Source organism: Acidiluteibacter sp., assembly GCF_055129545.1.
Window position 1 is genome coordinate 203,174 of sequence record NZ_JBSRUB010000023.1, and the last position, 22,711, is coordinate 225,884.

20 protein-coding genes are annotated in these 22,711 nt (G+C 34.4%); 4 read left to right on the forward strand and 16 right to left on the reverse strand.

What is annotated here, in order from left to right; genetic code table 11:
* Positions 1-3 precede the first annotated feature (3 nt).
* From ACTB0X_RS11625 to ACTB0X_RS11635, 3 genes are all read right to left on the reverse strand, one after another.
* The gene (locus ACTB0X_RS11625) at positions 4-489 is read right to left on the reverse strand and encodes a hypothetical protein (protein ID WP_463025194.1); all 486 of its coding nucleotides are present in this window, start codon (positions 487-489) and stop codon (positions 4-6) included.
* An 11-nt stretch (positions 490-500) separates the two neighbouring features.
* Positions 501-1,070, reverse strand: coding sequence for a pseudouridine synthase (locus ACTB0X_RS11630; protein WP_463025214.1), 570 nt, complete (start codon positions 1,068-1,070; stop codon positions 501-503).
* 415 nt (positions 1,071-1,485) lie between these two features.
* Positions 1,486-2,394, reverse strand: a complete 909-nt coding sequence (locus ACTB0X_RS11635) for a hypothetical protein (RefSeq protein WP_463025195.1) — start codon at positions 2,392-2,394, stop codon at positions 1,486-1,488.
* Between the two features lie 141 nt (positions 2,395-2,535).
* On the opposite strand from ACTB0X_RS11635, the gene ACTB0X_RS11640 reads away from it, so the two are divergent.
* The 3 genes from ACTB0X_RS11640 to ACTB0X_RS11650 all read left to right on the forward strand — a co-directional run bounded on the left by ACTB0X_RS11640 (position 2,536) and on the right by ACTB0X_RS11650 (position 4,811).
* A complete protein-coding gene (locus tag ACTB0X_RS11640) occupies positions 2,536-3,387 on the forward strand; it encodes a winged helix-turn-helix domain-containing protein (RefSeq protein WP_463025196.1) in 852 nt (283 codons plus the stop codon).
* 84 nt (positions 3,388-3,471) lie between these two features.
* The gene (locus ACTB0X_RS11645; RefSeq protein ID WP_463025197.1) at positions 3,472-3,741 is read left to right on the forward strand and encodes an ArsR/SmtB family transcription factor; all 270 of its coding nucleotides are present in this window, start codon (positions 3,472-3,474) and stop codon (positions 3,739-3,741) included.
* 53 nt (positions 3,742-3,794) lie between these two features.
* The gene (locus ACTB0X_RS11650; RefSeq protein WP_463025198.1) at positions 3,795-4,811 is read left to right on the forward strand and encodes an LLM class flavin-dependent oxidoreductase; all 1,017 of its coding nucleotides are present in this window, start codon (positions 3,795-3,797) and stop codon (positions 4,809-4,811) included.
* Between the two features lie 3 nt (positions 4,812-4,814).
* Here ACTB0X_RS11650 and ACTB0X_RS11655 read toward each other — a convergent pair whose 3' ends face one another.
* The 10 genes from ACTB0X_RS11655 to ACTB0X_RS11700 all read right to left on the reverse strand — a co-directional run bounded on the left by ACTB0X_RS11655 (position 4,815) and on the right by ACTB0X_RS11700 (position 17,325).
* Positions 4,815-5,519: a hypothetical protein gene (locus ACTB0X_RS11655; protein WP_463025199.1), complete on the reverse strand. Its 705-nt coding sequence runs from the start codon at positions 5,517-5,519 to the stop codon at positions 4,815-4,817.
* Positions 5,520-5,677: 158 nt separating this feature from the next.
* Positions 5,678-6,886, reverse strand: a complete 1,209-nt coding sequence (locus ACTB0X_RS11660; protein ID WP_463025200.1) for an RNA methylase — start codon at positions 6,884-6,886, stop codon at positions 5,678-5,680.
* A 643-nt stretch (positions 6,887-7,529) separates the two neighbouring features.
* Positions 7,530-8,087, reverse strand: a complete 558-nt coding sequence (locus ACTB0X_RS11665; RefSeq protein WP_463025201.1) for a hypothetical protein — start codon at positions 8,085-8,087, stop codon at positions 7,530-7,532.
* A gap of 89 nt (positions 8,088-8,176) precedes the next feature.
* Positions 8,177-8,875 carry a hypothetical protein gene (locus ACTB0X_RS11670; protein ID WP_463025202.1) on the reverse strand — a complete coding sequence of 233 codons (699 nt, stop codon included), beginning with the start codon at positions 8,873-8,875 and terminating at the stop codon, positions 8,177-8,179.
* Entirely contained in the window at positions 8,872-11,484 is a 2,613-nt protein-coding gene (locus ACTB0X_RS11675) for a sensor histidine kinase (RefSeq protein WP_463025203.1), read from the reverse strand. Before ACTB0X_RS11675 ends, ACTB0X_RS11670 begins: the two co-directional genes overlap by 4 nt.
* Positions 11,484-12,713 (reverse strand): DNA cytosine methyltransferase, encoded by a 1,230-nt coding sequence (locus tag ACTB0X_RS11680; RefSeq protein WP_463025204.1) that lies wholly within the window; start codon positions 12,711-12,713, stop codon positions 11,484-11,486. Before ACTB0X_RS11680 ends, ACTB0X_RS11675 begins: the two co-directional genes overlap by 1 nt.
* A 2-nt stretch (positions 12,714-12,715) precedes the next feature.
* Positions 12,716-12,925, reverse strand: a complete 210-nt coding sequence (locus tag ACTB0X_RS11685) for a helix-turn-helix transcriptional regulator (RefSeq protein WP_463025215.1) — start codon at positions 12,923-12,925, stop codon at positions 12,716-12,718.
* Between the two features lie 266 nt (positions 12,926-13,191).
* Positions 13,192-14,769 carry a hypothetical protein gene (locus ACTB0X_RS11690; RefSeq protein ID WP_463025205.1) on the reverse strand — a complete coding sequence of 526 codons (1,578 nt, stop codon included), beginning with the start codon at positions 14,767-14,769 and terminating at the stop codon, positions 13,192-13,194.
* Between the two features lie 342 nt (positions 14,770-15,111).
* Positions 15,112-15,717, reverse strand: a complete 606-nt coding sequence (locus tag ACTB0X_RS11695) for a GNAT family N-acetyltransferase (RefSeq protein ID WP_463025206.1) — start codon at positions 15,715-15,717, stop codon at positions 15,112-15,114.
* 342 nt (positions 15,718-16,059) lie between these two features.
* Complete coding sequence (locus ACTB0X_RS11700; RefSeq protein ID WP_463025207.1) at positions 16,060-17,325, reverse strand: T9SS type A sorting domain-containing protein; 1,266 nt, start codon at positions 17,323-17,325, stop codon at positions 16,060-16,062.
* A gap of 215 nt (positions 17,326-17,540) precedes the next feature.
* Between ACTB0X_RS11700 and ACTB0X_RS11705 the strand changes: the two genes are divergently transcribed.
* A complete protein-coding gene (locus ACTB0X_RS11705; protein WP_463025208.1) occupies positions 17,541-19,850 on the forward strand; it encodes a DNA topoisomerase 3 in 2,310 nt (769 codons plus the stop codon).
* Positions 19,851-19,950: 100 nt separating this feature from the next.
* Here the strand turns inward: ACTB0X_RS11705 and ACTB0X_RS11710 are convergent, their stop codons facing one another.
* From ACTB0X_RS11710 to ACTB0X_RS11720, 3 genes are all read right to left on the reverse strand, one after another.
* Entirely contained in the window at positions 19,951-20,190 is a 240-nt protein-coding gene (locus ACTB0X_RS11710; protein WP_463025209.1) for a hypothetical protein, read from the reverse strand.
* 504 nt (positions 20,191-20,694) lie between these two features.
* Entirely contained in the window at positions 20,695-21,624 is a 930-nt protein-coding gene (locus tag ACTB0X_RS11715; protein WP_463025210.1) for a hypothetical protein, read from the reverse strand.
* A gap of 367 nt (positions 21,625-21,991) precedes the next feature.
* Positions 21,992-22,435 (reverse strand): hypothetical protein, encoded by a 444-nt coding sequence (locus ACTB0X_RS11720; RefSeq protein WP_463025211.1) that lies wholly within the window; start codon positions 22,433-22,435, stop codon positions 21,992-21,994.
* Positions 22,436-22,711: the final 276 nt, after the last annotated feature.

The window sequence follows — 22,711 nt, forward strand, 5'->3', positions numbered from 1 at the left end:
AGATTACTTCTTGGAAGTCATTTGAGTAATGATTTTATTCAATTCTTCTGGTTGCTGAGTGCCCACTAAAAGCTGTTTTCCATTCTTGAGGGTTATTGCCAAACCCATACTTCCACTAGTATTGTAAACCGTTCCATAAGGGGTAAACCACCGAATTCCCCATCCGCCTACAAAACCATAATCTACAATAGTCACTTGTTGAATGTTTTCCCATTTGATGCGTTTGCTCACAAAAGGAAAGAAAGTGATTTTGATTTCTTTTTCATTGATAATTGTGATCAATCGGATAAAAGCGAATAGAATAATCATGAGAAAAGTCAACCCTGCAAAAACTAGCAGTCTTTCATCTGTCATGGGGTTATCGCCAAATTCATTCTCTAAGATTATTTGTTGGTAGATTCCAACAACAGGAATAGCGCCAACGGCTAATAAAATCAGCCACAGCCACCATTGGGAGAAATTCTGAACTTCTTTGTATAAGGTTGTCATCAATGACTAAATTACACCTTTAACGCATTCACTTCACACACATCGCCCACTTTTAAATCACCCAAATGCAAATCGCCAATTCTCACTCTCACCAATCGAAGCGTTGGAAATCCCACAGCAGCAGTCATTTTACGGACTTGTTTGAATTTGCCTTCTGTCAGAGTAATCGAAACCCAAGATGTGGGGCCGTGTCGTTCGTCTCTTATTCTGAATTCAGAATTGGGCAAATCACTCACGTTCTGCAGCCGTTTGGCTTGAGCCAATTTCGTTTCGTACAATGATCCTTGGTTGCCTATTGTGACACTATTTTTAAGCGCCTCTATGGCCTCGTCGGTAATGGTTCCATCTACTTGAGCCCAGTATTCTTTTTCCACCGCAGAACTTGTTATTCGAGTACTTTCCTTTCCGTCTGTGGTGAGTAAAAGCAGCCCTTCCGTTTTGGAGTCCAACCTTCCTATGGCCATGGTGCCTTCTGGGAAGTTGTGTAGTTCACTTAACAACTTCTTCTTGCGGGTTCGGTTGTTTATAAACTGACTGATCATCCCTGCAGGTTTATTAACGATGAAATGGCGGTGAGTCATGGAGAGAATGGATCTATTTCGTTTCAAAGTTAGTGATAAAGCGCTTGTTTTAGGAACAAAAAACGGTCTGAGACATTGCCCAAACCGTTTTAAGATAAGAATGTGGAATCTAAATTGAGCTAAACTACTTTTTCATTTCTTTTCTCCGTGAAAAGAAACGAAACAAAGAAAAACTCGTCCTTTGAATTAATTTCTAAAAATTTAATTCTAGATTTTTTGATGATATGGCATCTTTTTCGACTAATGTCGAAATTCGTTCAGGCCATATCATTTAACCAAAAACCTTCGAAAATTTCGGGAAATTAATTCATGGGACAACTAAGTATAAACATTTAGTATTTCAAATAAGAAATCTCTTTGTATCAGCCTTTACCCAAACCGTTTAAATCATTTAATAAAATCGGATAAAAATTGATTAACCATTTTCGCTCATCGCTTTTAATTGCTTCGCCCATTGGTCTAACAATTGCTTTTGAGTTTCAAAATCTTCTACAAAAGGACCACACATTATTTTTAGTTCGGTCTCATTGGTTTCTTCATTTCCCAACACCAAAAACTTCTCGGTAAAAGAGTGAGTGTCGTAATCGTTTTGGATGTAATAGTTTCCGAACAATTCATCGGCATATGAGGAAGTTAATTTTCCGGCTTTTGGATAATGGTAATTGACATTAGTGGTATTTCTCCAATCGGATTTCAACGGCAGTCCTTTTTCCAAAATAGATTGAAATTGAAGTAAATTGTCAGGCTTCACTAATACTGCTTTTATCGCAGCAGGCGTGGCTTTAATGCTGATCGTTTGTGAATAGAATTTGGCATTTTCCAAATTGGTCGTTTCATTCTCATCCAATAAAGTGATTTCGTCCAAACGAGAACTGCCGTTTCCGCCATTTAAATACCTAAATCCAACCACCGAGTCGTTGTCTATATTCAAGGCTTGAATCACAATGATCAATTCTTCTCGTTTAGAATAGGGACTATTAAATTTAGCCAATCGTGGCATGGTCATGTCCAACGGTTTTGCATTGGGATATTTTTCAGTATCCACCAAAATAAGTGAAGCTTCAGTCTGTGTTTCTTCTTTCGTTGCTAATCTTCCATTGATAACTGGTACATTTTTCCATTCGGCAATGTCTACTGCCGGAAATCCATTTAAATTATCGGGACAATACCATCCACCATATCGGTGTGTGGGCACCTTCATGGGTTGATATTTCAGTGTTGATGCTTCAGCCTCTTTCGTATTGCTTGCTTTATTGTTCTGCGAACAAGCCATTAATCCAGTGATACTGATGGCGACAAGTGCATTGAATGTGTAGTTTTTCATGATGTGTGTTTTTTGATTACAGTCATAAAAGTAGTTGGAGCTCAATTGAATTCGTTTTAAAAAGTGTAAATTAATGTAAATTTGGTGTAATTTATTTCCAAAACAATTTTAAACCAGCATCTATTCAAATAGATTTGTTAAATGAACTGGATCAAAACCCTGAAACACCAATTTCTGCTATTGCTTGCTGTTTTTCTTTTTTCTGCCCTTCAGGCTGAAACGAAAGATCAACACATCAAAGTTGCGCTTCGAACCATTGGTCACGAATTTTTATTGCAACTAAACGACAGCACTTCTCAGGTGTTGCCTATTGAACTAATAGACGGACGCTACGCCCTAAAATTTGAAAAGGAATTTTCCTTTGAACCAGACTTTCTATTTTTTGCCACTTTCAAAGTTTTGGAAGAATCCGAAATAACAGACAGCTATATCGTGGAGGTAGAAGAATGCGATACTCCAAAAGTGATTCACAGTTTTGAAGCCAGTTTAACTAAAGATGAAGAAGGGATTGCGTGTAAACTAAGAGCATTTCCTGCTGATTGTTATGTGTTTTACTTTACAGTGATCGAAAATGAACAACCAAAAGTAAAGGCCACAACAGGATGGGAACTTTGGATCATCCTCCTCATTATAGTAGCGGTTGGAGGATGGGCAGTATTTTTAATCAAACAAAAACGTAGGTCAAAACAGAATGCCGATGTCGTGAATATTGGCCTATTTCAGTTTGATCAAAAAGGCATGCGGCTGAATTTAAAAGCACAAACCATTGAGCTTTCGAGTAAAGAAACTGATTTGCTGTATTTGCTTTTCTCTAATGAGAATAAAACGCTAGAGCGGGAATACATCCTAAATGTGGTTTGGGGCGACGAAGGCGATTACGTCGGAAGAACGTTGGATGTGTTTATCCCCAAATTGCGCAAGAAGCTAGAGGCGGATTCCAATGTAAAAATCATAAACGTAAGAGGAGTAGGGTATCGGTTTGTGGTGAATTAATGGCGGAACTGTTAAGTATTGTCAAATGAACACACAGATTAAAAACAATCGATACATTTGCATTCATCAATGTATTTTTGAGTTATGGAACTGAAACAAGTTGAGAAAATATCCAAAGCGTTGAGTGATGTTAATCGCTTAAAAATTTTGCAGTACATGCAAAAAAATCAAGGAAAAGTAGAATGTACACAAGCGTGTAATTTATTAACCATTGCTCAGCCTTCCATCAGTCATCACATTAAAAAGTTGGTAGAAGCAGAGCTGATTAACCAGCATAAAGTAGGACGAAATTATCATTATTCGTTGAACCACGTTGTTTGGGATTTGTACAAACGAACCTTGGAAAACCTCTAGTATTTTTTTGCTAAAATACATTGAAACTTTTAAATATATAAATGAATTAATTCATGTCCACAAAAAAAATAGCATATTCTATATTGGACCTCGCTATAGTATCCAAAGGAGCATCTTTAAGCCAAACATTCGATCATTCATTGGCATTGGCGCAAGCTGCCGAGAAAGTTGGATACTCCCGCTACTGGTTGGCAGAGCACCACAATTCAGATGCCATTGGCAGCAGTGCGACGTCTATTTTAATAGGAAAACTTGCAGAAGGAACTGAACGAATCAAAGTAAGATCAGGAGGAATTATGTTGCCCAATCACTCTCCTTTAATCATTGCAGAGCAATTTGGAACTTTAGGTATTTTGTATCCCAATCGTATTGATTTGGGTTTAGGACGAGCTCCAGGAACCGATCAAGCAACAGCAAATGCCATTCGTTCTGATTTTTATCAAGCTGCGATGTCGTTCCCAGCGGAAGTTCAAAAGATTCAAGATTACTTTTCGACCGACAATGCAACCGAGAAAGTGCGTGCAAATGTAGCTGAAGGAATTGATGTGCCGCTGTACATATTGGGCTCGAGCACCGACAGCGCTCATTTGGCAGCTAAAAAAGGATTGCCGTATGCATTTGCAAGTCATTTTGCAACTACCCATTTAATGAATGCACTCGACATTTATCGACGCGAGTTTCAGCCGTCTGATGTGTTGGAAAAGCCGTATACAATGGCTGGGGTCAATATAATAGTGGCAGATACAGATGAAGAAGCGGAACGCATTTCAACTTCTATGTATCAAATGATCATTAGTTTGCTCACCGGTAAAAGAGATCGAATGCAAGCACCTGTTGAAATGACGCCTGAATTGCGGGAGTTGAGTCAACATCCTTCCATGCAGCAAATGTTGAAGTATTCCTTTATCGGAAGCAAAGAAACAGTGAAACAACAAATTAACCGCTTTATGGAAGCCACACAAGTGGATGAATTAATCGCAGTGACCAACATTTACGATGGACAAGACCGCATTAAATCTTACCAACTATTTGCCGAAATTATGCAAGAGTTGAATGGGGAGGGAGCGTGATCGCTAATCTTTACTTTTATTGTTTTTATTTATTAAATATTGTAACCCTATAGAAAATGAATTCCAACTAGCATCTACTCCAAAACCGGTATCTTCAGACTCGCTGTTAGAAATAAAGCCAGTATTTGATTTAGGGATTGTCTTTTTTCTCTCACTGTAATAGATACGTCCAATGGTACCACTAATAGCCCATTTTTGAGAAAAGAAATAAGTTAAACCAGGAGTAAAATTTAGACTCAATTCTTTAATTTTTGATGTATAAGTGGGGTTGTATCCCCCTCTAACTTCTCCCTTTCCGATTAATAAATTAAACGCTGTAGTGAAGTAAAGTTTTTCGGTTAAACTATTGAACCTAGTAAAAAATGGATTGATGAAAAACATCTTAGATTTTTCATCATATGAACTTATAGTACTGAATTGACCTAGGAAATTAGTTTGAACTGATTGAACAAGGTAACTATTTGAGTTAAATTCGGCTTTTAGGCCTACACCCATTAGAATGGATTTACTCACAAAAAGTCCAAAACTTGGAAGAACAGAAAAGGATTCAAATTTTGACTCTCTAATTGGATTGGATGGAATAGAATGACTCTCTTGCGATTTGTTATAATGAGCTTTTCCACTGAATAGAACCGACCCCTGTGTAATTTGTGCATTCAAATTGACGGATAAACAGATAATTGCAATCCCTAGTAATAGTCCTTTCATGTTGTAGTAGTTTAGGTTAACTCTATGTTTTTAAGAAGGGAGCAAGATAATTGATATAATTGAATTCAATTACTATTAGCTAGAAAAAATGGGTAAATACGGTTTGGAGTGCATCGCAGCTAAATTTAATCACCTTTCTTTTTAGCAGTCATGGTATTTTATTCCGCTAGGACTATCGCTTCTACATTTATTAATTCGCTAATAAAGCCATAGATTTCAATTAAATCCCAAGCAGGTTCCAAATATGCTTTAATTGTTTCAAATTTTACGGTTTCACCGCTATTTATTTTTTCTATCAACTCCGATAAGTTGGAGTGGTGGGGTCTTTCCAAGCGATGTCCTCTGGCGAAAATGAGATTCTTCTCCTCACTTATATTTTCTACAACTAGTGGGAAAATGGCTTTTCCCTTTACAGCAAATGGGCCGTTCGGCAATTGAAAATCCCTTTTCAGGTTCGATTTTCTCTGAATCCCGCCATTACTTTTTAAAGCCAATACCTTTCTTTCAAAAGCAATCTCTATTTTTTGCTGAAGTGATTGTTGATTCAACAATTGTTTCCACTCACTTCGCGGATTTTCAGCATTAATTGGTGATACATAACTATTTTGACCAATGCTATTTTCTGCTCCGGCCTCTTTGAGTAGGCGATTCTCAAATTGATCTATCGGAGGGCTCACATAATCCATCACAAAGCTCACAGAAAATTCGGGCGTGTCTGCAATATGATAAACTGCATGAGGAATGAATTGAGCATCACCGGCTTTTAATTCATAGCATTGGGCTTCAGGAAGCTTTTCTTTCACATTGTGAAATACTTTGCTGTGGTGTTGAATCGCATTGTGCTCCGGATCGTCCCAAGTGTAAAACAATTTATTGGCGGGCCCAAGGTGAAACAATACCCCATCTTCTCCGACGGCATCTTTGTGAATCCCAAAAGGAGTAAACCCATAATTTCCCATGAAAAACAAAAACGAAATGCCTTCCAAAGGCAATCCTGCCAATGCTATAAAAGGACGAACCACTTCAGCTGCTTTCTCAGCGAAATCATTGCTAAATTCTTCCAAATAGTTAAAAATTAGACCAAATTTCTCTTCCCCGAAAACTTCGCTCGACCATGATTCTAGGGTGTCCTTCTTTTTGGGTGGATGCGACAAGAGGCGTTCATTGTAGTCGTTTCTTAACTCACTGTTGATGTAAGTTTTCAAACCCAAATGAAGTTCTCCTTTCTCAATGTAAGCTTGGATAACCTCCAGTAATAATACTTTTAGAACTTCAACATCGGTTGGTGAAATAAGCGCTGATATCCGAGCTGGCTTTTTGAGCTGCTGCGAATCTTGGTAGAGTTGTACCCATTGGGTGTGATTCATGAGGGGGTGATTTGTAGGTTGATTAGTTCTTCAATAAAGGAATTTATTAGAGTAAATTATGTTGTACCAAGTATTGTCTAGTAATTGTACTTTACTATCCAATTGGCTAAACTCTATTTGAGATAACTTATGTTCAACAGTTTTTTGTGGTATTTCGCTCCAGTATTTGATCACTTTGACTCTTTTGACTTGCTCATTTTTTGAAATGGTTTCAATCATGGGAGTAATTATACCCCAATTTGATTGGTTTATTAAATAGTCACAAAGGCAATGTCCATCATGTATACTGTATCTTGGGAAGTTTCCATCGAAAGAGATTTTTGGATTTAAACTTTTCAAAAAATCAGCCTTAAAAATCTTAAGTCCTTCTTTGGGTATAATTTCAATGTTTATGAACCAACACATTATTAAGTGATTGTAATGAGTGTTTTAGCATTAGTAGTATCTTTAAGGCTGGAAATTTATTGACTAGACTAAGTTTAGAAATAAGTTATTTTTGTCGTTATCGGTATATTTTTATAATTTAACTCATTTTATATTTATAAAGTTAGTCATCATATCTAGGCTACGCTCATTCATGAAAGTTAATAGGAGGAAGGTTTTTAGAAGGTCTGATCATATTTTTAATATATTAATTAATAGCTTAATATATTACCATATCATTTTTCATATTGAACAATAAGTCAGCTAAATTTCTATTACCTTCTTCAAGTATTGCCTTGTTAATTCTTTTGTTTAGTTGTAAGTAGAGGTAATCCTTTAAAAACGTAAAGCCTTTAGATTCGTCTTTAAAGTATTCTATTAAGCTTATAATTACTATCTCATTAATCGCTTGTTTGAAGATTTCAATAGTATCTATTGTTATGCCTTCATTAGCAAGTTTTTTATCAATTCTTACTTCTTTAAGTTCTGTTGGAAGTGGTCCAAAACCTATAGCTTTTTTTGTTTTGGAAATTCGGAATGAACTTTTTATTAAACTAGCAGAATCGCAAGACAGCAAAAATAAGTTCTGATTTTTAAAAATTCCCATTTCATTTCTTCTTACTAAAGGTTGTTTAGGGTAATTGTCTGGTGACTCTCCTCCATAAATTTGGTTCTCTTGACCATGTCCGAAAAAAAGAATTGTGGAATTTCCTGAAAGTTTTTTGATACTTTCTAGGCAAGTATTGTAGGACTCATTGTTTGGATGAACTTCAATCAATCTAAAGATTATCGAATTTGATTTTAGACTTTTTACAATGTCAAATAGAAAGTCTGTTGAGGGATCTATTGAAATAATAATAATTATCATTAGACCTCGTATTTATTTAAATTAATTAGATGTGATATAGTAAGTTCAATCAAATTCTTCTGGAAGTCAATTCCATTTGGTAAATCTTTATCGATTTCATGAGCTATATCAGAAAGTTTTTTACCGCTATATTTTGGATAAACATTATTGAAAACTAAGTCAGGGTATTTTTCTAAAAAATTTATCAGATGATCTTTATGTTTATATGTCTCTTTTGGAGCGATAGATATTTTTGTTAGCTCTTCTGGTATTTTATCTCTATCAATAAATTCATCAATCTTAAGTTTTATTAAACTTTTGACTTTTTTTGGTGTGTCAAATGTTTTTGCTACTTTATCTTGCTCCGATGAATAAAGGCAAAATTTAGCTCTTCTTAGTTTATGTTTTTTAGAATTACACTCATTTTTAATCCATTTAAGTAATTCGAATCCATCTAAATTAGGATCTTTAAAATCATAATCTGATGCAACTAAATCGAAATTTTCATTCATAAAATTATTATTTACAAACGATTGGATTTTAGTTTTATCAAGGATTACCTTTTTAGAAGAATCGTCTCGTTTCTTAAAATCTTCATTACTAAGATCTAAGAAGGTTTCATCGAGGTCAAAACCTACATTTTTAAGTTTTTTTCTTAGTCTATCTATTTGAGAATTTATTTTACTATCATCTATGTATAATAATCTAATTACGCTCATATTGTATTGAAAATAAGTTTGAAAGAGGCTCCTGGTAATTTTATATTATTCCCTATAAAATCAATTTCAGAATTCATATCATTTAAAAGGTTCTTAGTGAAAAATAATCCTATTCCTGACCCATTCATGCCATTAGAAGGGGTATCACGAACTGATAGCTCAAAAATACGTTTGTGCTTATCTAAAAATTTATTAGATAAGCCATGACCATCATCAGAAAAGGTTAATTCGAGCTGTTTTTCATTTGTGTTATTAAACTCAATTAAAATGTTTTCCGCTCCCCACTTTATTGAATTACTTATAAGATTATCTAGTATTATTGAAAGATTTAATACACTAATATTTTTGTTAAGGTATGAGTCATTAACAATAAAGTTAAATGATACTTTATCAGAGAATGTTTCTCCATATAGTGAGATGTATTCCTGAATATAAGATACTAGATCAACATCTTTTTTTTCAATATCTTCTTTAAGGTCTGACCTTGTAACAAATTCGGCCATTTTTAAAGAGCGCTCTGCATTTATTTTTAGAAAACCAAGCCTCTTAATTAAGTTTAATACATCAAAATCATCTTCAGTTAAATCGTCAATAATATTATCAATTCCATCTCTTATTTCAATATTATTGATTTTTATGGTATGAATTAAACCATCAGCATCAGGACTTAATGTTCTTCTTGTTGCTAGAAGATATAAGTTTTTTTCTTTTTCAATCGATAAATCTACTTCTGCTCTTTCTGCTTTTACTTTATATTCGACAGCTGTTTTCTCAGCAGTTTGTTTTTGAGTTATTAGATTTTCAAGTTCAAATTGGAGCTTTTCAATTAGTAAGGTTTGATCTTCTATTGTCTTTTTATAATGCTGTAATTCTAAAATTGCCTTTGTTGTAGCTTCATTTGTAGAGTATTTAGAAAATTCTTTTAGTTGTTTATCTAAATCAGCATTCTGCTCCGCCTTTCGTTGTAAAATTCGACTTAATGTTTCTGAGTCAATTTTTTTATTTCCGAAATCTTCAATGAGTTGTTGGAATTCTTTCTCTGACTTTTGTCTTTCTTGTTCAATCTTCTGAGTAATTAAATTTTCATTTATATATAACTCAATTACATCATCAATTTTTGCAGAGATTATTGAATGAATTACGTTGTAAACTCTTTTTTGTTTAACATGAATATCTTCTCTATAAATTAACTCAGACTCTTCAATCCCTCCATCTACAATTTTTTGCTCTAACTCTTTCAGTAGTTTTGCCTCTTCTTTGTTTTGCCCATCATATATAGCACTATCCCAATTAAGACCATCGACAACGTATTTTTCTAATCTTCGATGATTTTTAAAATAAAAACTTTCATTTCTCTCTTTAGATGTCAATTTTATATAGTTTTCATTTTTAACTATACCCTCTCTACTTGAGATTATTTGAAAATCATTATTCTCATCATTTAGCTCTAAGTGTCCAATTAAATCTCTAGTTCCTAAGTATCTACTGTGTCCTTGAGCTTTTCTTTGATCTAACGCTAACCAGTCATCTCCAATATCTCCATATGGAGGAATTCTAAAACCATTAATAAATAAAAAAACTGAACCATAATTAACTGATTGTATTCCTGTTTGTCTTGTAAAAAAAGCTTTAGCGTATGGATTTAAATAATAGATTTTTAGCTTAGCATCTTTGACTTGTGGATAAAATGGATTTTTTTCTTTTAACCAAAATATGGTATCTCCTTTATCTTTAAGTTCAGTATAAATTACTTTTCCATTTTCTTGAGTTTCTGACTCAATACTTGTTGATTTAAAATCTAACTTTTCAAAAATTCTATTTTCTATTTTGCCTATAAATTTATCATATTCTCTTTTTAACTCATTTTCTTTTCGAAATTCAGGAGCATCCATATATATACCAAAATCATCATCTTGAAATGCCTGATTTGGGTTTATAAGTTTTTCTAAATATTTCTTTAAATCAACAAATTTTTCAGTGTCCCAATTTATAATATGGCCTTTTTTATCTTTTATAGGATATACCCATGAACTCCTAAGTTTTATTATTTCTAATAAAACTCCATGCTCAAATGTTTCAAAACCTAAATCGACAATATCTTCTATTGATAAATATTCATACTTTAAAGGAATAGATTGGATTTCTTTTTTATTATCTTCAATTTCAAATAATTTCCAATTGATTGTCAGTTTTAGAAATCGATTGTCATTATTTGTTTTAGCGTATAAGTTGAGATATTCTCCTAGGCGATCACACGAAAATCTACCAACTCCTTTAGCACCAGCCATTCTTCTATTATGCTGTGTTTTATTTGATTTTTTCTCTGAATATGCAATATTTAACCATTTTTCTTGAATATCCTCTAGATTCATCCCCAGACCATTATCATGAATAATTAATCTAGATGTATTATTTGAAAAAGAAGAAGTAATGTCATCATCATTATTTTTTAGATTTAAATATTTTACGTCAACTCTTTTAGCATCTGCATCAAATGAATTTTTTACGAGCTCAAGAATTGCAATATTATCATCATTGATAAGGTCTTTACCGATAATGCTTTTTAACTGAACATTTGTTTTAAAATGTAATTCGTTTGCTACATTCATTAAGTAAGAATTTGATTTAGAGTAATACCTGCTTGTTCACCAAAAAGAGGTGGTATTGCGTTACCTATTTGGGAATATCTTGGAACGTCAATTTTTCTTCTTTTACCACCTGTTGTATACTTTCCTTTGAATTCGTACCAATCATTAAATGATTGAATTCTAGCATATTCTCGAACGGTAAAAATTCTTGGTTCACAATAGTGAACATAGTCGTCTGGACCTGTAGTTATGGTTGGGGTAGGAGAGTCACCTGATAGTGGAATTAGAGTTCGTTTTTTTATACCAAACTTCTCTTTAATCTTTGGAGATACTGTTTTGTCCTTTTCGGCGTATTTTAATATGAAGTTAAGTCGCTTTGTAATTACTTTTGTATGTTTAGGAAAACGGTGGCTATCTGCTATTTCATTAGTTACTTTTCCTTTCAATAATTGCTGATAAGGAGACTTTATACTGCCATAAATTCCTGCTTGGAATGATGGTGTATCTGGTGATACAGTTTCTTCAATTCTTAGTAAATCAGAAATAGCATCTTTTAAAGATGTAGTGAGACTTAAATTTTTATTAGATAAAAAAGTATCTCTATTTTCAAATATCTTTTCAAAAAACAACTCTGGTGTTTGAGGTGAATTCAAATCTTTACGAACTCCAACTAAAATGAATCTTGTACGTTTTTGTGGTATTCCAAATTCAGAGAAATTTACTAACCTTCCAAAAACATCGTATCCTTTGTAATCTCCATTGTCATCATTTTCAGAAAGTTTCTTTTTTACATATTCAGAATAGACAAGTCCTTTTGCTTTATTTTTATCAAATTTTTGCGTGAAGCCTTTTACGTTTTCAAAGAAAATTACTTTTGGTTGAACAAGTTGAATAAATTCAATGTAGGAATCAATTAGCTTATTTCTACTATCGCTTTCTTGTCTTTTTCCAGCGGTTGAAAATCCTTGACATGGAGGACCTCCCGCTACTAGGTCAATGCTTCCTCTAAGTGTTTTAAGATTTGTTCCGTAGTTACTAATTACTTCATTTATATCATGTTCTTTCTTTGGTAACCATGTTGGCCATCTAAAATGCTTTTTAGAATCAATAAGGTTATGTTCTAGGGTTTTGAATGCATCTCCGCTTTTTTCAATTGCAAATAAACCTTTCCATTTTCCTGAATTATGTAACCCAAGTGATAAGCCACCACAACCTGCAAAGAGATCTATATATGTTTTCTTTTCAATCATGATTATTTATTTGCATTACTTGATGAATATAGTAAATCCTTGATGTCTACTTCTAAAGCATTAGCGACTCTTAATAGACTTTCTAAAGACGGTTGACGAGCATTTGTACACCATTGAGAAACAGTAGATTCATCTTTGCCAATTTGTTCTGCCAACCATTTATTTTTTCGTCTGGTTTCGGCAAGAGCTACTTTAATTCTGTTAATTTCCACTTTAGCCAATTTATTTGTGTTTTGCGCAAATATATTAACTTAATATCAAATTGTCTTTACGTTTTGAAAGTAATTTTATGTGGGTGGAGGGGTAGTAAAAGTATTTTAAATAATAAACTGTCTATTTCAAACCGCCAATATAGAATAAATTCTCTAAATATTTACAGCTTGTTGAAAAATAAAGTGTTGAACTGGTTAGGGACTAGCAGAAACAAAAAAAAGCCTGGCACAAGACCAAGCTTTTCATTCAATTATTTATTCGGTTATTAGTGCTTAGGTGCACCTGAGTCACCATCAGGAATGGCTGTATATAGCTCAATGCTTTTTGGGAAGCCTGTTGCCACTCGCTTTCCATCAACTAGTTTGGTGCCTGTTACTGTGGTGATGCAGGTATTTCCTTTGCCACCGTCCGTTCCCAAAGAAAGGATTACTTCGTCTTCGTTTTGATCGATAAAGCCAACAATGTACATCAAAGGCACAATGGATAACGTTTTATACGATACGCCCAAGTATTCGATTTCTGAGTCGCTTTTAATCACGATAGTTCCAGTTGATGCCGCAGTTACTTTCAAAGGAGCGCCAGAAAAAGCCATTAAAGGCACTACGTTTAGCAAGGTGGTTCCTGTAAATTTAGCAACGTTATAGCTGCCTGAAATACTCACTACCGATCCATAATAGCTACCTGCATTTGGGTAAGCACTTTCGTATTGTCGTGTAAAATTGATGGTTAGATTTCCGCCTACAGGATCAGTAATCGGAATAGTAAGTACCCAACTGTTTCCACTTTGTGCAAATGTCATGGTGCTGTCAAAAGTGTACACAGTGGAGGAGGTGCCATCCAAAGAAACGCCAATGGTTACCGTATAAGCCTTATTTATCTTATTGTCGACTACTGTGGTTTTGTATTCTCCTTCAATGGATATAAAAGCATTGTTGAAGACTTCGGAATTGGAAGAAAGGTGGTAGAACCCTGCAAAATTGGCTAGCGCCTCGCTCATGGGATTTGTTCCATTCACCGGTTTCTTTACAGCAGGAGTCGTCACCGTCTGCAATGAGCGGGGGATGGTTATTTTTGGGTTAGTCATCGAAAATAGATCGTTGCACACCATGCCTCCTTCTGCCGAGGTGCCCATAATGATGCTGTAATTCAGTTTGTCGAAAAGTGCGCTGAAAGAGAATACATACATATTAAGGTTGTAAATAAAAGTCTTAACCTCTTGAAGTTCTCCTCCACTGCCAATGGTGTTGGTGTAGTTGTATTGAAGGGTGTTGTCCGTTCCTATCTCTAGGATTTTTACCCCTTGTCCTTTGTCTTTGTAGTATGTACCAGCATACATGGCCATCGGAATAGGGTTGTTGTAGGTTTTCCCACTAATCGACACGATTACTTCAGCGGCACCTTCTGTTATTGTACCTTGAAAGGTAGAGGTAATTTCTTGATCGTTGTCTTCACGTGTAAAGGTTAGGGTAAAATTCGGTACACCACTATCAATGCCAGCTTGAGCTGTTAGGGTTGTTCCTGACCAAGTTACATTTTCGAAATCCCGGTTAGGTCCAGTAAGGTGATACACTTTAGAAGCAACACCATCTTTTGAATAGATGAGTGCTACGTGAGGAGTTGCTACACCGTTTTTTACCAATAGGTTGGTATCAACCGTAAGAAATGCGCCTGTATCATTCAGCGAATAGTAACCGTTGAAGGAGATTAATGGCTCTGCATCGCCGATTGGATTTTCATAAGGACCGTCAAGCTCCGCCAACTTCAATAGAAAGTTGTGTAGTTCTTCAATACGCCCTGCAGCTTTTTTGATGGTTGGAATAAAGTTGGTTGTTAAATTTGACATGATAATTTGTAAGATTATGCTACTGTGTAGCGAATGAATTAAAATCCCTGATGGGAATATTGATTTTATTTGTTTTTGATGATGTGTCAAATGTCCGTTGTTCTTAGAGGACTCCATAGGTAGAAACTACCTGATTTATAAATTCAGGTAGTTATACGCAAGTAGCGTTTTAAGACGAAAAATCAAATGATGAGGAATGAAAAGGGGCATTGCAAACTTGGAAAGAATGTGCATTGCTGTTGGGAGAAGGGATAAGGCAGTGTGAAACTAACCTTACTTTTATCAGTTGTTTAAAAGTAAGGGTTTTTAATTTTTCGGGAATTTAGCGTAGTGTATTGATATTCAATGTAAATTATTGTATTTTTTCATTTCATATACTAGCGATTGTTCCACACCTTTCCATTCTTGATTCGTGATAGAAAAAACAACGGTATCTCTATAGCTTCCATCTGGGTTCAATAAGTGATTTCTCAAAATTCCATCTTGTTTGGCGCCAAGTCTTGCTATAGCTGCCCGAGAGCGGATATTAAACCAGTTGGTTCTAAACTCAACCGCAATACAACCCAATTCCTCAAAAGCATATTTCAACAAAAGGGCTTTACATTCTGTATTTACACCTGTTCGTTGGTATTTTTTGGCATACCACGTAAAGCCTATTTCTACTCTTTTGTGATCAGGCACCCCATTGCAAAACCGTGTTGAGCCAATCAATTCCCCACTATTTTTATCTTGTACCACAAATGGAAGGGCAGTTCCTTTTTGGGAATCGTCTATTGCTTTTTGAATGTAACGGTCAATAGTCTCTATTGAAGGTACTGAAGTATACCATAATTCCCACAGTTTTCCATCTGCAGCTGCTTTTAATAACTCGTCTTTATGCGATTTCGACATCGGAACCAACCTTATTTTTTGGCCTTCCAATTCTGTATTTTTTAACCAATTTGTCATATCAATTAGTTTTGGTTTTTAATAAGTTGGCTTGCAAATGAATTGAACCACAAACACCTTTATTCTCTTATTAAGTAATTAACTTTTAACGAATACCAAGATAATAGATAATCTTATAATTAAAATCAGTTGTTGAAAAATGGTGTGTTGAAATAACTTCAATTACTCTTTTAGCATTTTTTTCATTCGGTGATTGAAATACTCGAATCCTTTGGCATTAAAAAGTCCTTTTGCTTCTTAATTTTTACTCCAATGGTCAAGTTGAATTCTCATTTTTCAATTCTTACTAACAAATGAATAAGATTTATTTCCACAACTAACCGCTTGTTGTTAGAAAGTTAGCTATTGTTTTATGACTTTTTCAACTTTACTAAATTCTTTAGAAGTGATGACGATAAAATAGGTGCCTGGAGCCACAGCTGACATATCCACAGAAAATGGAAATTGATTGATCGTTTTCTTTTGTAAAACTTCTCCATTAATTGAAATAAGTTGAAAGTCAGAAAATTCAGTTAGACCTGAAGCATTGATAGTCACAAAATCAGTCGTTGGGTTTGGCGAAATATTAAAGTTTACTTTTATTTTAGATTCGGTTATGCCAATAGGTTCGTAATTTATAATTGCCAATTTGCCATTAGAAGTATTAAATGCGAGTTGTTCTTTACCCCAAGAAATTAAGTTCAATACCTTTGCATTATAATTGCTTGTAACCAATACATTACTTACTTTGACAGAATCTTGTAAAATGAAATTATTTTTAGAATATCTCTTTAAATAAACATCCTTTGATTGACTTTCTTTATGTGCAAAACAAATTAGTTTTGCTGAAGTGTCAGCCACAACAGGTCCTAATGCATTATAAAATGTTCCTAGTAAAATTGGGATGCCGGTTGAAACATCTACAACTCTTCCTGCGGATGAATATAATCTATTTTCAGAGTAGTGAATGTTTTGATAATAACCATTAAATATATTTCTGTATTGGTTTTGAAGTAATACGCCGGTCGGTCCAATACTCATCGTTGAAATCTGGAATCCAGAAGTTTCGTTATTGTAACCTATTATGAAGCCGGAGTGAACCATTTCAATCACATTAATCCTATTATTATCTGAAGTGACATTAGGTCTGAGGTTACCTGAATCATAAATGGCAACCCCTCTATGACTAGAGCTTATGCCGGATGATTTTCTAGAAATAGCAACACTATTTTCAGTACCTGGGATAAACTCCATATCTTCTACGTTGTATGGACCATAATATGGATTTATACCTAAAGAAAATTGTTGTCCCGGAATTCTGGTTTTTACATCAAATTGGCGAATAGAACCAGCTCCATCTAAAGCAACATAAATCATTTTGCCATTGTCAGAAACGGCAATTTTGTTGGGTTCACTTCCAATAAATATAGTAGTATCAATAGCAGCAGTGTATGGATCAATGATACAAATACTATTACCAAAAGTACCTGCATTGCTGGGTAATGTAGCGTAGATTTTATCGTCAAGTTTGCTGTAAACTATATCATTAACTTTTAGGTCAAGGATTTTTATTTTTTGCGCAACAAGACCAAATGGAAGGAGGAGAACAAGTAGGTAAATTAATTTCATAGGATTCGTTTTATATACTTAATAACTTGGAGGTTAAAAGTAATAAAACATTTTAATTTATTGACTTACAATTCACTTTTGTTAAAATATTGCGTTTTCTGTGTTTCTATTCGATCACGTTGAATATTTTTACTGTTGCCTTTCTTACTTTTTCTAGTATTTTATTGCTCCATCTGTCCGCCTAGCTTCTTCTATTTTAACTATTTTTGTTTCAGATGAAAGTTTGTATTGCCGAAAAACCAAGTGTAGCCCGTGAAATAGCCTCAGTATTAGGTGCAAATAATAGGCACGATGGATATTTTGAAGGGAATGGATATGTGGTGACTTTTACTTTTGGACACCTGTGTACCTTATTTGAACCAAACGATTATGAACCACATTGGAAAAGCTGGAACCTCAGTTACCTGCCGATGCTTCCCGAAAAGTTTAAAACCAAAGTCGTTAACAACCAAGGAATCAAGAAGCAATTTGAAATTGTAAAGAAGTTATTCGAAACGGCCACACTTGTTATCAACTGTGGTGATGCGGGCCAAGAGGGAGAGCTGATTCAACGGTGGGTAATCGAACAAGCTGAGTACAAAGGGGAAGTCAAGCGTTTGTGGATTTCTTCCTTGACCACAGAAGCCATTAAGGAAGGCTTCGAAAAATTGCAACCTTCTGCCAAGTACGATAATTTGTATTATGCTGGATATTCCAGAGCAATAGGGGATTGGTTACTCGGAATGAACGCCACTCGGTTGTATACCGTGAAACATGGTGGATACAAACAAGTATTGTCTGTGGGTAGAGTTCAAACGCCAACATTGGCAATGATTGTCAATCGGTTTAAAGAAATTCAGAACTTTCAGCCACAATCATTTTGGGAATTGCAAACGGTTTATAGAGAAACGCTGTTTAACTGTGAAGAAGGAAAATTTTTAAAGAAAGAAGATGGAGAGGCCTTTGCCAAAGTGGTAAAGGAAAATGAATTTGAAATCGTCTCAATCGCCAAGAAAAAGGGAAAGGAATACGCCCCTAAACTGTTTGACTTGACTGGATTGCAAGTGTATTGCAACAATAAGTTTGGTCTTTCGGCCGATGATACGCTTAAAATAGCACAAAAATTATACGAACAGAAAGTGATTACCTACCCAAGAGTAGACACCACTTTTTTACCCAATGATATTTACCCCAAAGCGCCTGGAATATTAGAAAAATTGACCGATTATCAGTCGTTGACTCAACCGCTATTGGGGAAGAAGTTAAAAAAATCCGCCAAGGTGTTTAACGATAAAAAAGTAACCGATCACCATGCATTAATTCCCACTGGAATACATGCTAGTTTGCACGGGAATTACCTAAAAGTGTACGACATCATTACAAAGCGTTTCATCGCTGTGTTTTATGACGATTGTTCGGTGGCCAACACCACCGTTTTAGGCAAAGTGGATACAGTTCCATTTAAAACAACTGGAAAAGTAATACTTGAGAAAGGGTGGAGGATTGTGTTTGAAACACCTGACAGTAAGGATAAAAAGGAGAAAGATGAGTTACCTAACTTTAAGAAAGGGGAAAAGGGGCCTCACGAACCTTCCTTTTTAGAGAAAGAAACCAAAGCACCCAACCAATTTACTGAAGCAACTTTATTAAGAGGTATGGAAACCGCTGGAAAACAAGTGGACGATGAAGAGATGCGGGAATTAATGAAAGAGAATGGCATTGGTCGACCTTCTACTCGTGCGAATATTATCGAAACCTTGTTCAGACGAAAATACATTGAACGGAATAAGAAGCAAATTTTGCCTACAGAAACTGGTGTGCAACTGATTGATATCATTAAGAATAATTTGTTGACCTCTGCAGAGCTAACCGGGCAGTGGGAGAAACAATTGAAAGAAATAGAAAAAGGAAAATTTCATGCTGGTTCTTTCGTGAAGAACATGAAGAATATGGTGGAGCATCTGGTTTACGATGTGCGCATGGAGCAGACCAATGTAAAGATTTCACACACTACAGAAACAAAGGAGACTGAAAAAACAAAAGAAAAATCAACAACAGAGATTGTTGGTCAATCGTGTCCAAAATGTAAAGAGGGAACATTACTCAAAGGAAAATCGAGTTATGGATGTAGCGCTTATAAAGATGGGTGCAACTTTCTACTTCCATTCGCTTTCGAAGGAAAGAGTATTTCTGAGAATCAGTATTTGCGATTGTTGCAAAAAGGGAGCACAGTCAACTTAAAAGGATTTAAAACATCAGAAGGCGATAAGGAAGGATTGATCCGTTTCAATGATGAGTTTCAACTTCAATTGGAAGAAAAGAAAACAGAGATCGCTGTAGCAACTAAAAAAGCAACTGCTAGCCTAAATTGCCCATTGTGCAATAAAGGAACGGTGATAAAAGGAAAAACGGCCTATGGATGCAGTGCGTATAAAGATGGTTGTGATTTTAGGTATAGTTTTGATGCCATCCGTGAAAAAGCAAATAACAAACCATTAACGGCTGAATTGGTTACTTCATTATTGATGGGGAGTAGTTCCAATTAATGAAAATAGCATAGACGTTAAGGAATAAATAGGATGAATTATACTCATCTGAAACATCGCTTTTATTTAATAAAAACTTCTTACAAACTACTCAGGTTTATCAGCGTAAACAATCATCTTCTTTAAATTCATTAATATATCTCTCCAAGTCCTTATCTGTAACTAAAGTCTGCCCATCTTTTACATACGTTTCACTTTGTTCCCAACCATCACTTCCAGATTTTCGATATTTCTTTTCATGAACCTGCCCATTTTCATAATAAGATATTTTTCCTAGTTCTCTTCCTCTTTTATCATAAGCGATGTGACCAACAATATTTCCATTGCAATAAAAGTCCATAGTCCACTTCTAACTAAATGCTTAAGAGTGCCAAAATGAAATAGAAATCCAAGTTTTAGCTTTTTTTTCAGATAACCTTCCATTAGTAAAAATCCAGTGGTATTATACACTCTATTGAACCCTTCCATATGTCGATAAGTTGCACCTCCTGAACATTTAGTTGGGTTTGATGTGGAATCACATATAATTGGGGTATAAATTACTGTATCAATATAGACTTGGCCTGAAACATTAGATAGAAGAAAGTAGAGAAAATGGAGTAAATAAAAATTTCTATATCATTGATCTTTTAAGATAGACAGCATTTAAAGTTAAACTGATTACCCTTAGTATGAATGAAGGGTATTTGGTATTTTTTGAATCTCAAAATAACGGATTATATTTATGAACCAAAATTTAGCTAAGGTGGAGTTAAATTAATGACCAATTCTTGGGTCAGTTCAATAGTCTCTCTATTAATGGAGACAAAGTTTAGTGTTAAATTTCTGTGTCTTTTTATGTTTCTTAAGGGTGTGAGTAGGGATATATCTTGTTTTTATCTTGTTTTCTCCAATAAAATTTCAATATAAAGTAAATATAAGATTCACGTAAACTAATACTTTCTAGATTCGCATATTTATTACCATCAGTTGTCCAAGAAAAATCAACCATTGGGATTGTTTTTCCTGCTCTTATTCCAAGCATGAGACCACCTGCTCTTTTTGAGTATTTTATATGATAGTCTAATTGTGCACCTATGTCAGTTGTAATTTCAAATCTACTGAAGTAATGGGCATCTGAACCAGGATTATTGGCAACAAACCCAATAAGATTATTAAAGCTAGAAGTATTATTATCGAGAGTTGGTACGTTATTGTTTTCAAAAGTCAATGAAGATAGTTGTGGATTAATTCCGATAAAAGGGAATAAATTAAATCTTTTCTCGTTTAGAATGGCATAACCAAACTTGTATGAAAATAAATCAAGCAAACTATAATCTATAGATATTCCATTGGTATTAGATTTAGAACCAAGGGCAAAGCCTATCGAGAAGTCATGGACAAACCGATTTCTTTGATATGCAAAAGAGATCAAATAAGTTAATCCAACTGCAGTCTCTGATATGGTAGATAAGTTATTTGTGCGTAGGCCATTATTTAACGCAGATAGATCTGCATAGGATGGTCCAATTCCAAAATACCATGAGCTATAATCTTTAGTCATAACTCTACTAACTTTTGAATATAAATAGTAAAGGGAATCTGTTTTTAATTCGCTATTGATAGAATCATTGATTGCTTTTATCTTATCCAGTTTGGCAATTATTTCCTTTTTATCGATAGAATCGAGATTTACATTCGTAAAGTCATATTGTTTTCGTTCATTCTGTCCTTGTAAATTGGAGTAATAGAGGCAAAAAACTAAAAGTAATTTAATAAAATTGAGTTGTTTCATTGATTGTTGAATACTTTAATTGTTCAAGAATAGTTCGTAAAGAAGTTGATGAAATTAACACTTTTCTGATAACTGACGGATAAGCTTTTACCAAGTTACAAAAGCCAGCGAAGCGGCTTTGTAAATCCTGTCTTTCGCAGGTACATTTTCTTTTTCTTCAAAATTCGCTTGCGAATTTTACGGAGTATCAAAGCGCATATGCAGTTTTTTAAAATGCTGATTCACTATGTACTATATTTATCGTTATCGGCTCGTTTTTATTTATTCCGAATGGTATGTATAAATCCTATTATAAATTGTGAAGGCTTATAAAATTCAGATTCATAATTAGAAACTTCTATTCCAATTTTATTGTTCTTCCCAACGATTATTCCATAGAAGCTTCCAAATCTATTTCGATGACCTTTTGGTCCTGTTGAATCTCCATTTGGTGTTGTAAAAAGATATATTTGGATACATGCAAATAGCGTGTTGATAGATAGATTGAAATATTATCCGATGGGTGAATAGAAGTATAAAGAGGAATGGATATGTAATGTTTGAAATTGCCAAACAAGGCAGAACCAAAGTTAAAACCTACATCTAATCCCACGCTGCTTGCAAAAGTTGATTTGGCGTCATCAATAAATTCATAGTTTAAACTTGTACCAATTAATGAAGTTTGATCTATGTGAAAACCGATATCGATTTTATCAAAAACTCCAATTCGTCCTCTTAAGCTAAATATAGGTTTTGAATCAGAATCTCCTTCTTCATCTATGAGTGAATTTTGTGAATATTTTCCTGAAGTTCCAGATGCTAAAATTTCCAAATTGTCTTTACCTAAACTTTTCCCAGATTAAAGGGTATTCAATGATAGACAACTTGATAAAAGTGTAGGAATAAAATTGATGAATCCAATTTTTTTTTAATACTATCAAACTTATTACAATAATTCGTTTTGTTAATGCCCGTTAACGGCAGTTCGTCTCAAAACGAACTTAGCTGTTTTGTAAATATAGAATTTTTGATATTGATTTGAAGATGAACGAAGAATAATTCTATAGCGTCACTTTTGTGCTCAATTGGCTTAAAATGGATGAAAATG

Excerpts from the sequence above, each read along its gene's own strand:
- ACTB0X_RS11635 (WP_463025195.1), bottom strand. The coding sequence starts at position 2,394 with ATGAAAAACTACACATTCAATGCACTTGTCGCCATCAGTATCACTGGA.
- ACTB0X_RS11715 (WP_463025210.1), bottom strand. The coding sequence starts at position 21,624 with ATGAAACAACTCAATTTTATTAAATTACTTTTAGTTTTTTGCCTCTAT.
- ACTB0X_RS11705 (WP_463025208.1), top strand. The coding sequence starts at position 17,541 with ATGAAAGTTTGTATTGCCGAAAAACCAAGTGTAGCCCGTGAAATAGCC.
- ACTB0X_RS11680 (WP_463025204.1), bottom strand. The coding sequence starts at position 12,713 with ATGATTGAAAAGAAAACATATATAGATCTCTTTGCAGGTTGTGGTGGC.
- ACTB0X_RS11655 (WP_463025199.1), bottom strand. The coding sequence starts at position 5,519 with ATGAAAGGACTATTACTAGGGATTGCAATTATCTGTTTATCCGTCAAT.
- ACTB0X_RS11645 (WP_463025197.1), top strand. The coding sequence starts at position 3,472 with ATGGAACTGAAACAAGTTGAGAAAATATCCAAAGCGTTGAGTGATGTT.
- ACTB0X_RS11675 (WP_463025203.1), bottom strand. The coding sequence starts at position 11,484 with ATGAATGTAGCAAACGAATTACATTTTAAAACAAATGTTCAGTTAAAA.
- ACTB0X_RS11700 (WP_463025207.1), bottom strand. The coding sequence starts at position 17,325 with ATGAAATTAATTTACCTACTTGTTCTCCTCCTTCCATTTGGTCTTGTT.
- ACTB0X_RS11630 (WP_463025214.1), bottom strand. The coding sequence starts at position 1,070 with ATGACTCACCGCCATTTCATCGTTAATAAACCTGCAGGGATGATCAGT.
- ACTB0X_RS11625 (WP_463025194.1), bottom strand. The coding sequence starts at position 489 with ATGACAACCTTATACAAAGAAGTTCAGAATTTCTCCCAATGGTGGCTG.
- ACTB0X_RS11690 (WP_463025205.1), bottom strand. The coding sequence starts at position 14,769 with ATGTCAAATTTAACAACCAACTTTATTCCAACCATCAAAAAAGCTGCA.
- ACTB0X_RS11670 (WP_463025202.1), bottom strand. The coding sequence starts at position 8,875 with ATGAGCGTAATTAGATTATTATACATAGATGATAGTAAAATAAATTCT.
- ACTB0X_RS11660 (WP_463025200.1), bottom strand. The coding sequence starts at position 6,886 with ATGAATCACACCCAATGGGTACAACTCTACCAAGATTCGCAGCAGCTC.
- ACTB0X_RS11710 (WP_463025209.1), bottom strand. The coding sequence starts at position 20,190 with ATGGACTTTTATTGCAATGGAAATATTGTTGGTCACATCGCTTATGAT.
- ACTB0X_RS11650 (WP_463025198.1), top strand. The coding sequence starts at position 3,795 with ATGTCCACAAAAAAAATAGCATATTCTATATTGGACCTCGCTATAGTA.
- ACTB0X_RS11640 (WP_463025196.1), top strand. The coding sequence starts at position 2,536 with ATGAACTGGATCAAAACCCTGAAACACCAATTTCTGCTATTGCTTGCT.
- ACTB0X_RS11695 (WP_463025206.1), bottom strand. The coding sequence starts at position 15,717 with ATGACAAATTGGTTAAAAAATACAGAATTGGAAGGCCAAAAAATAAGG.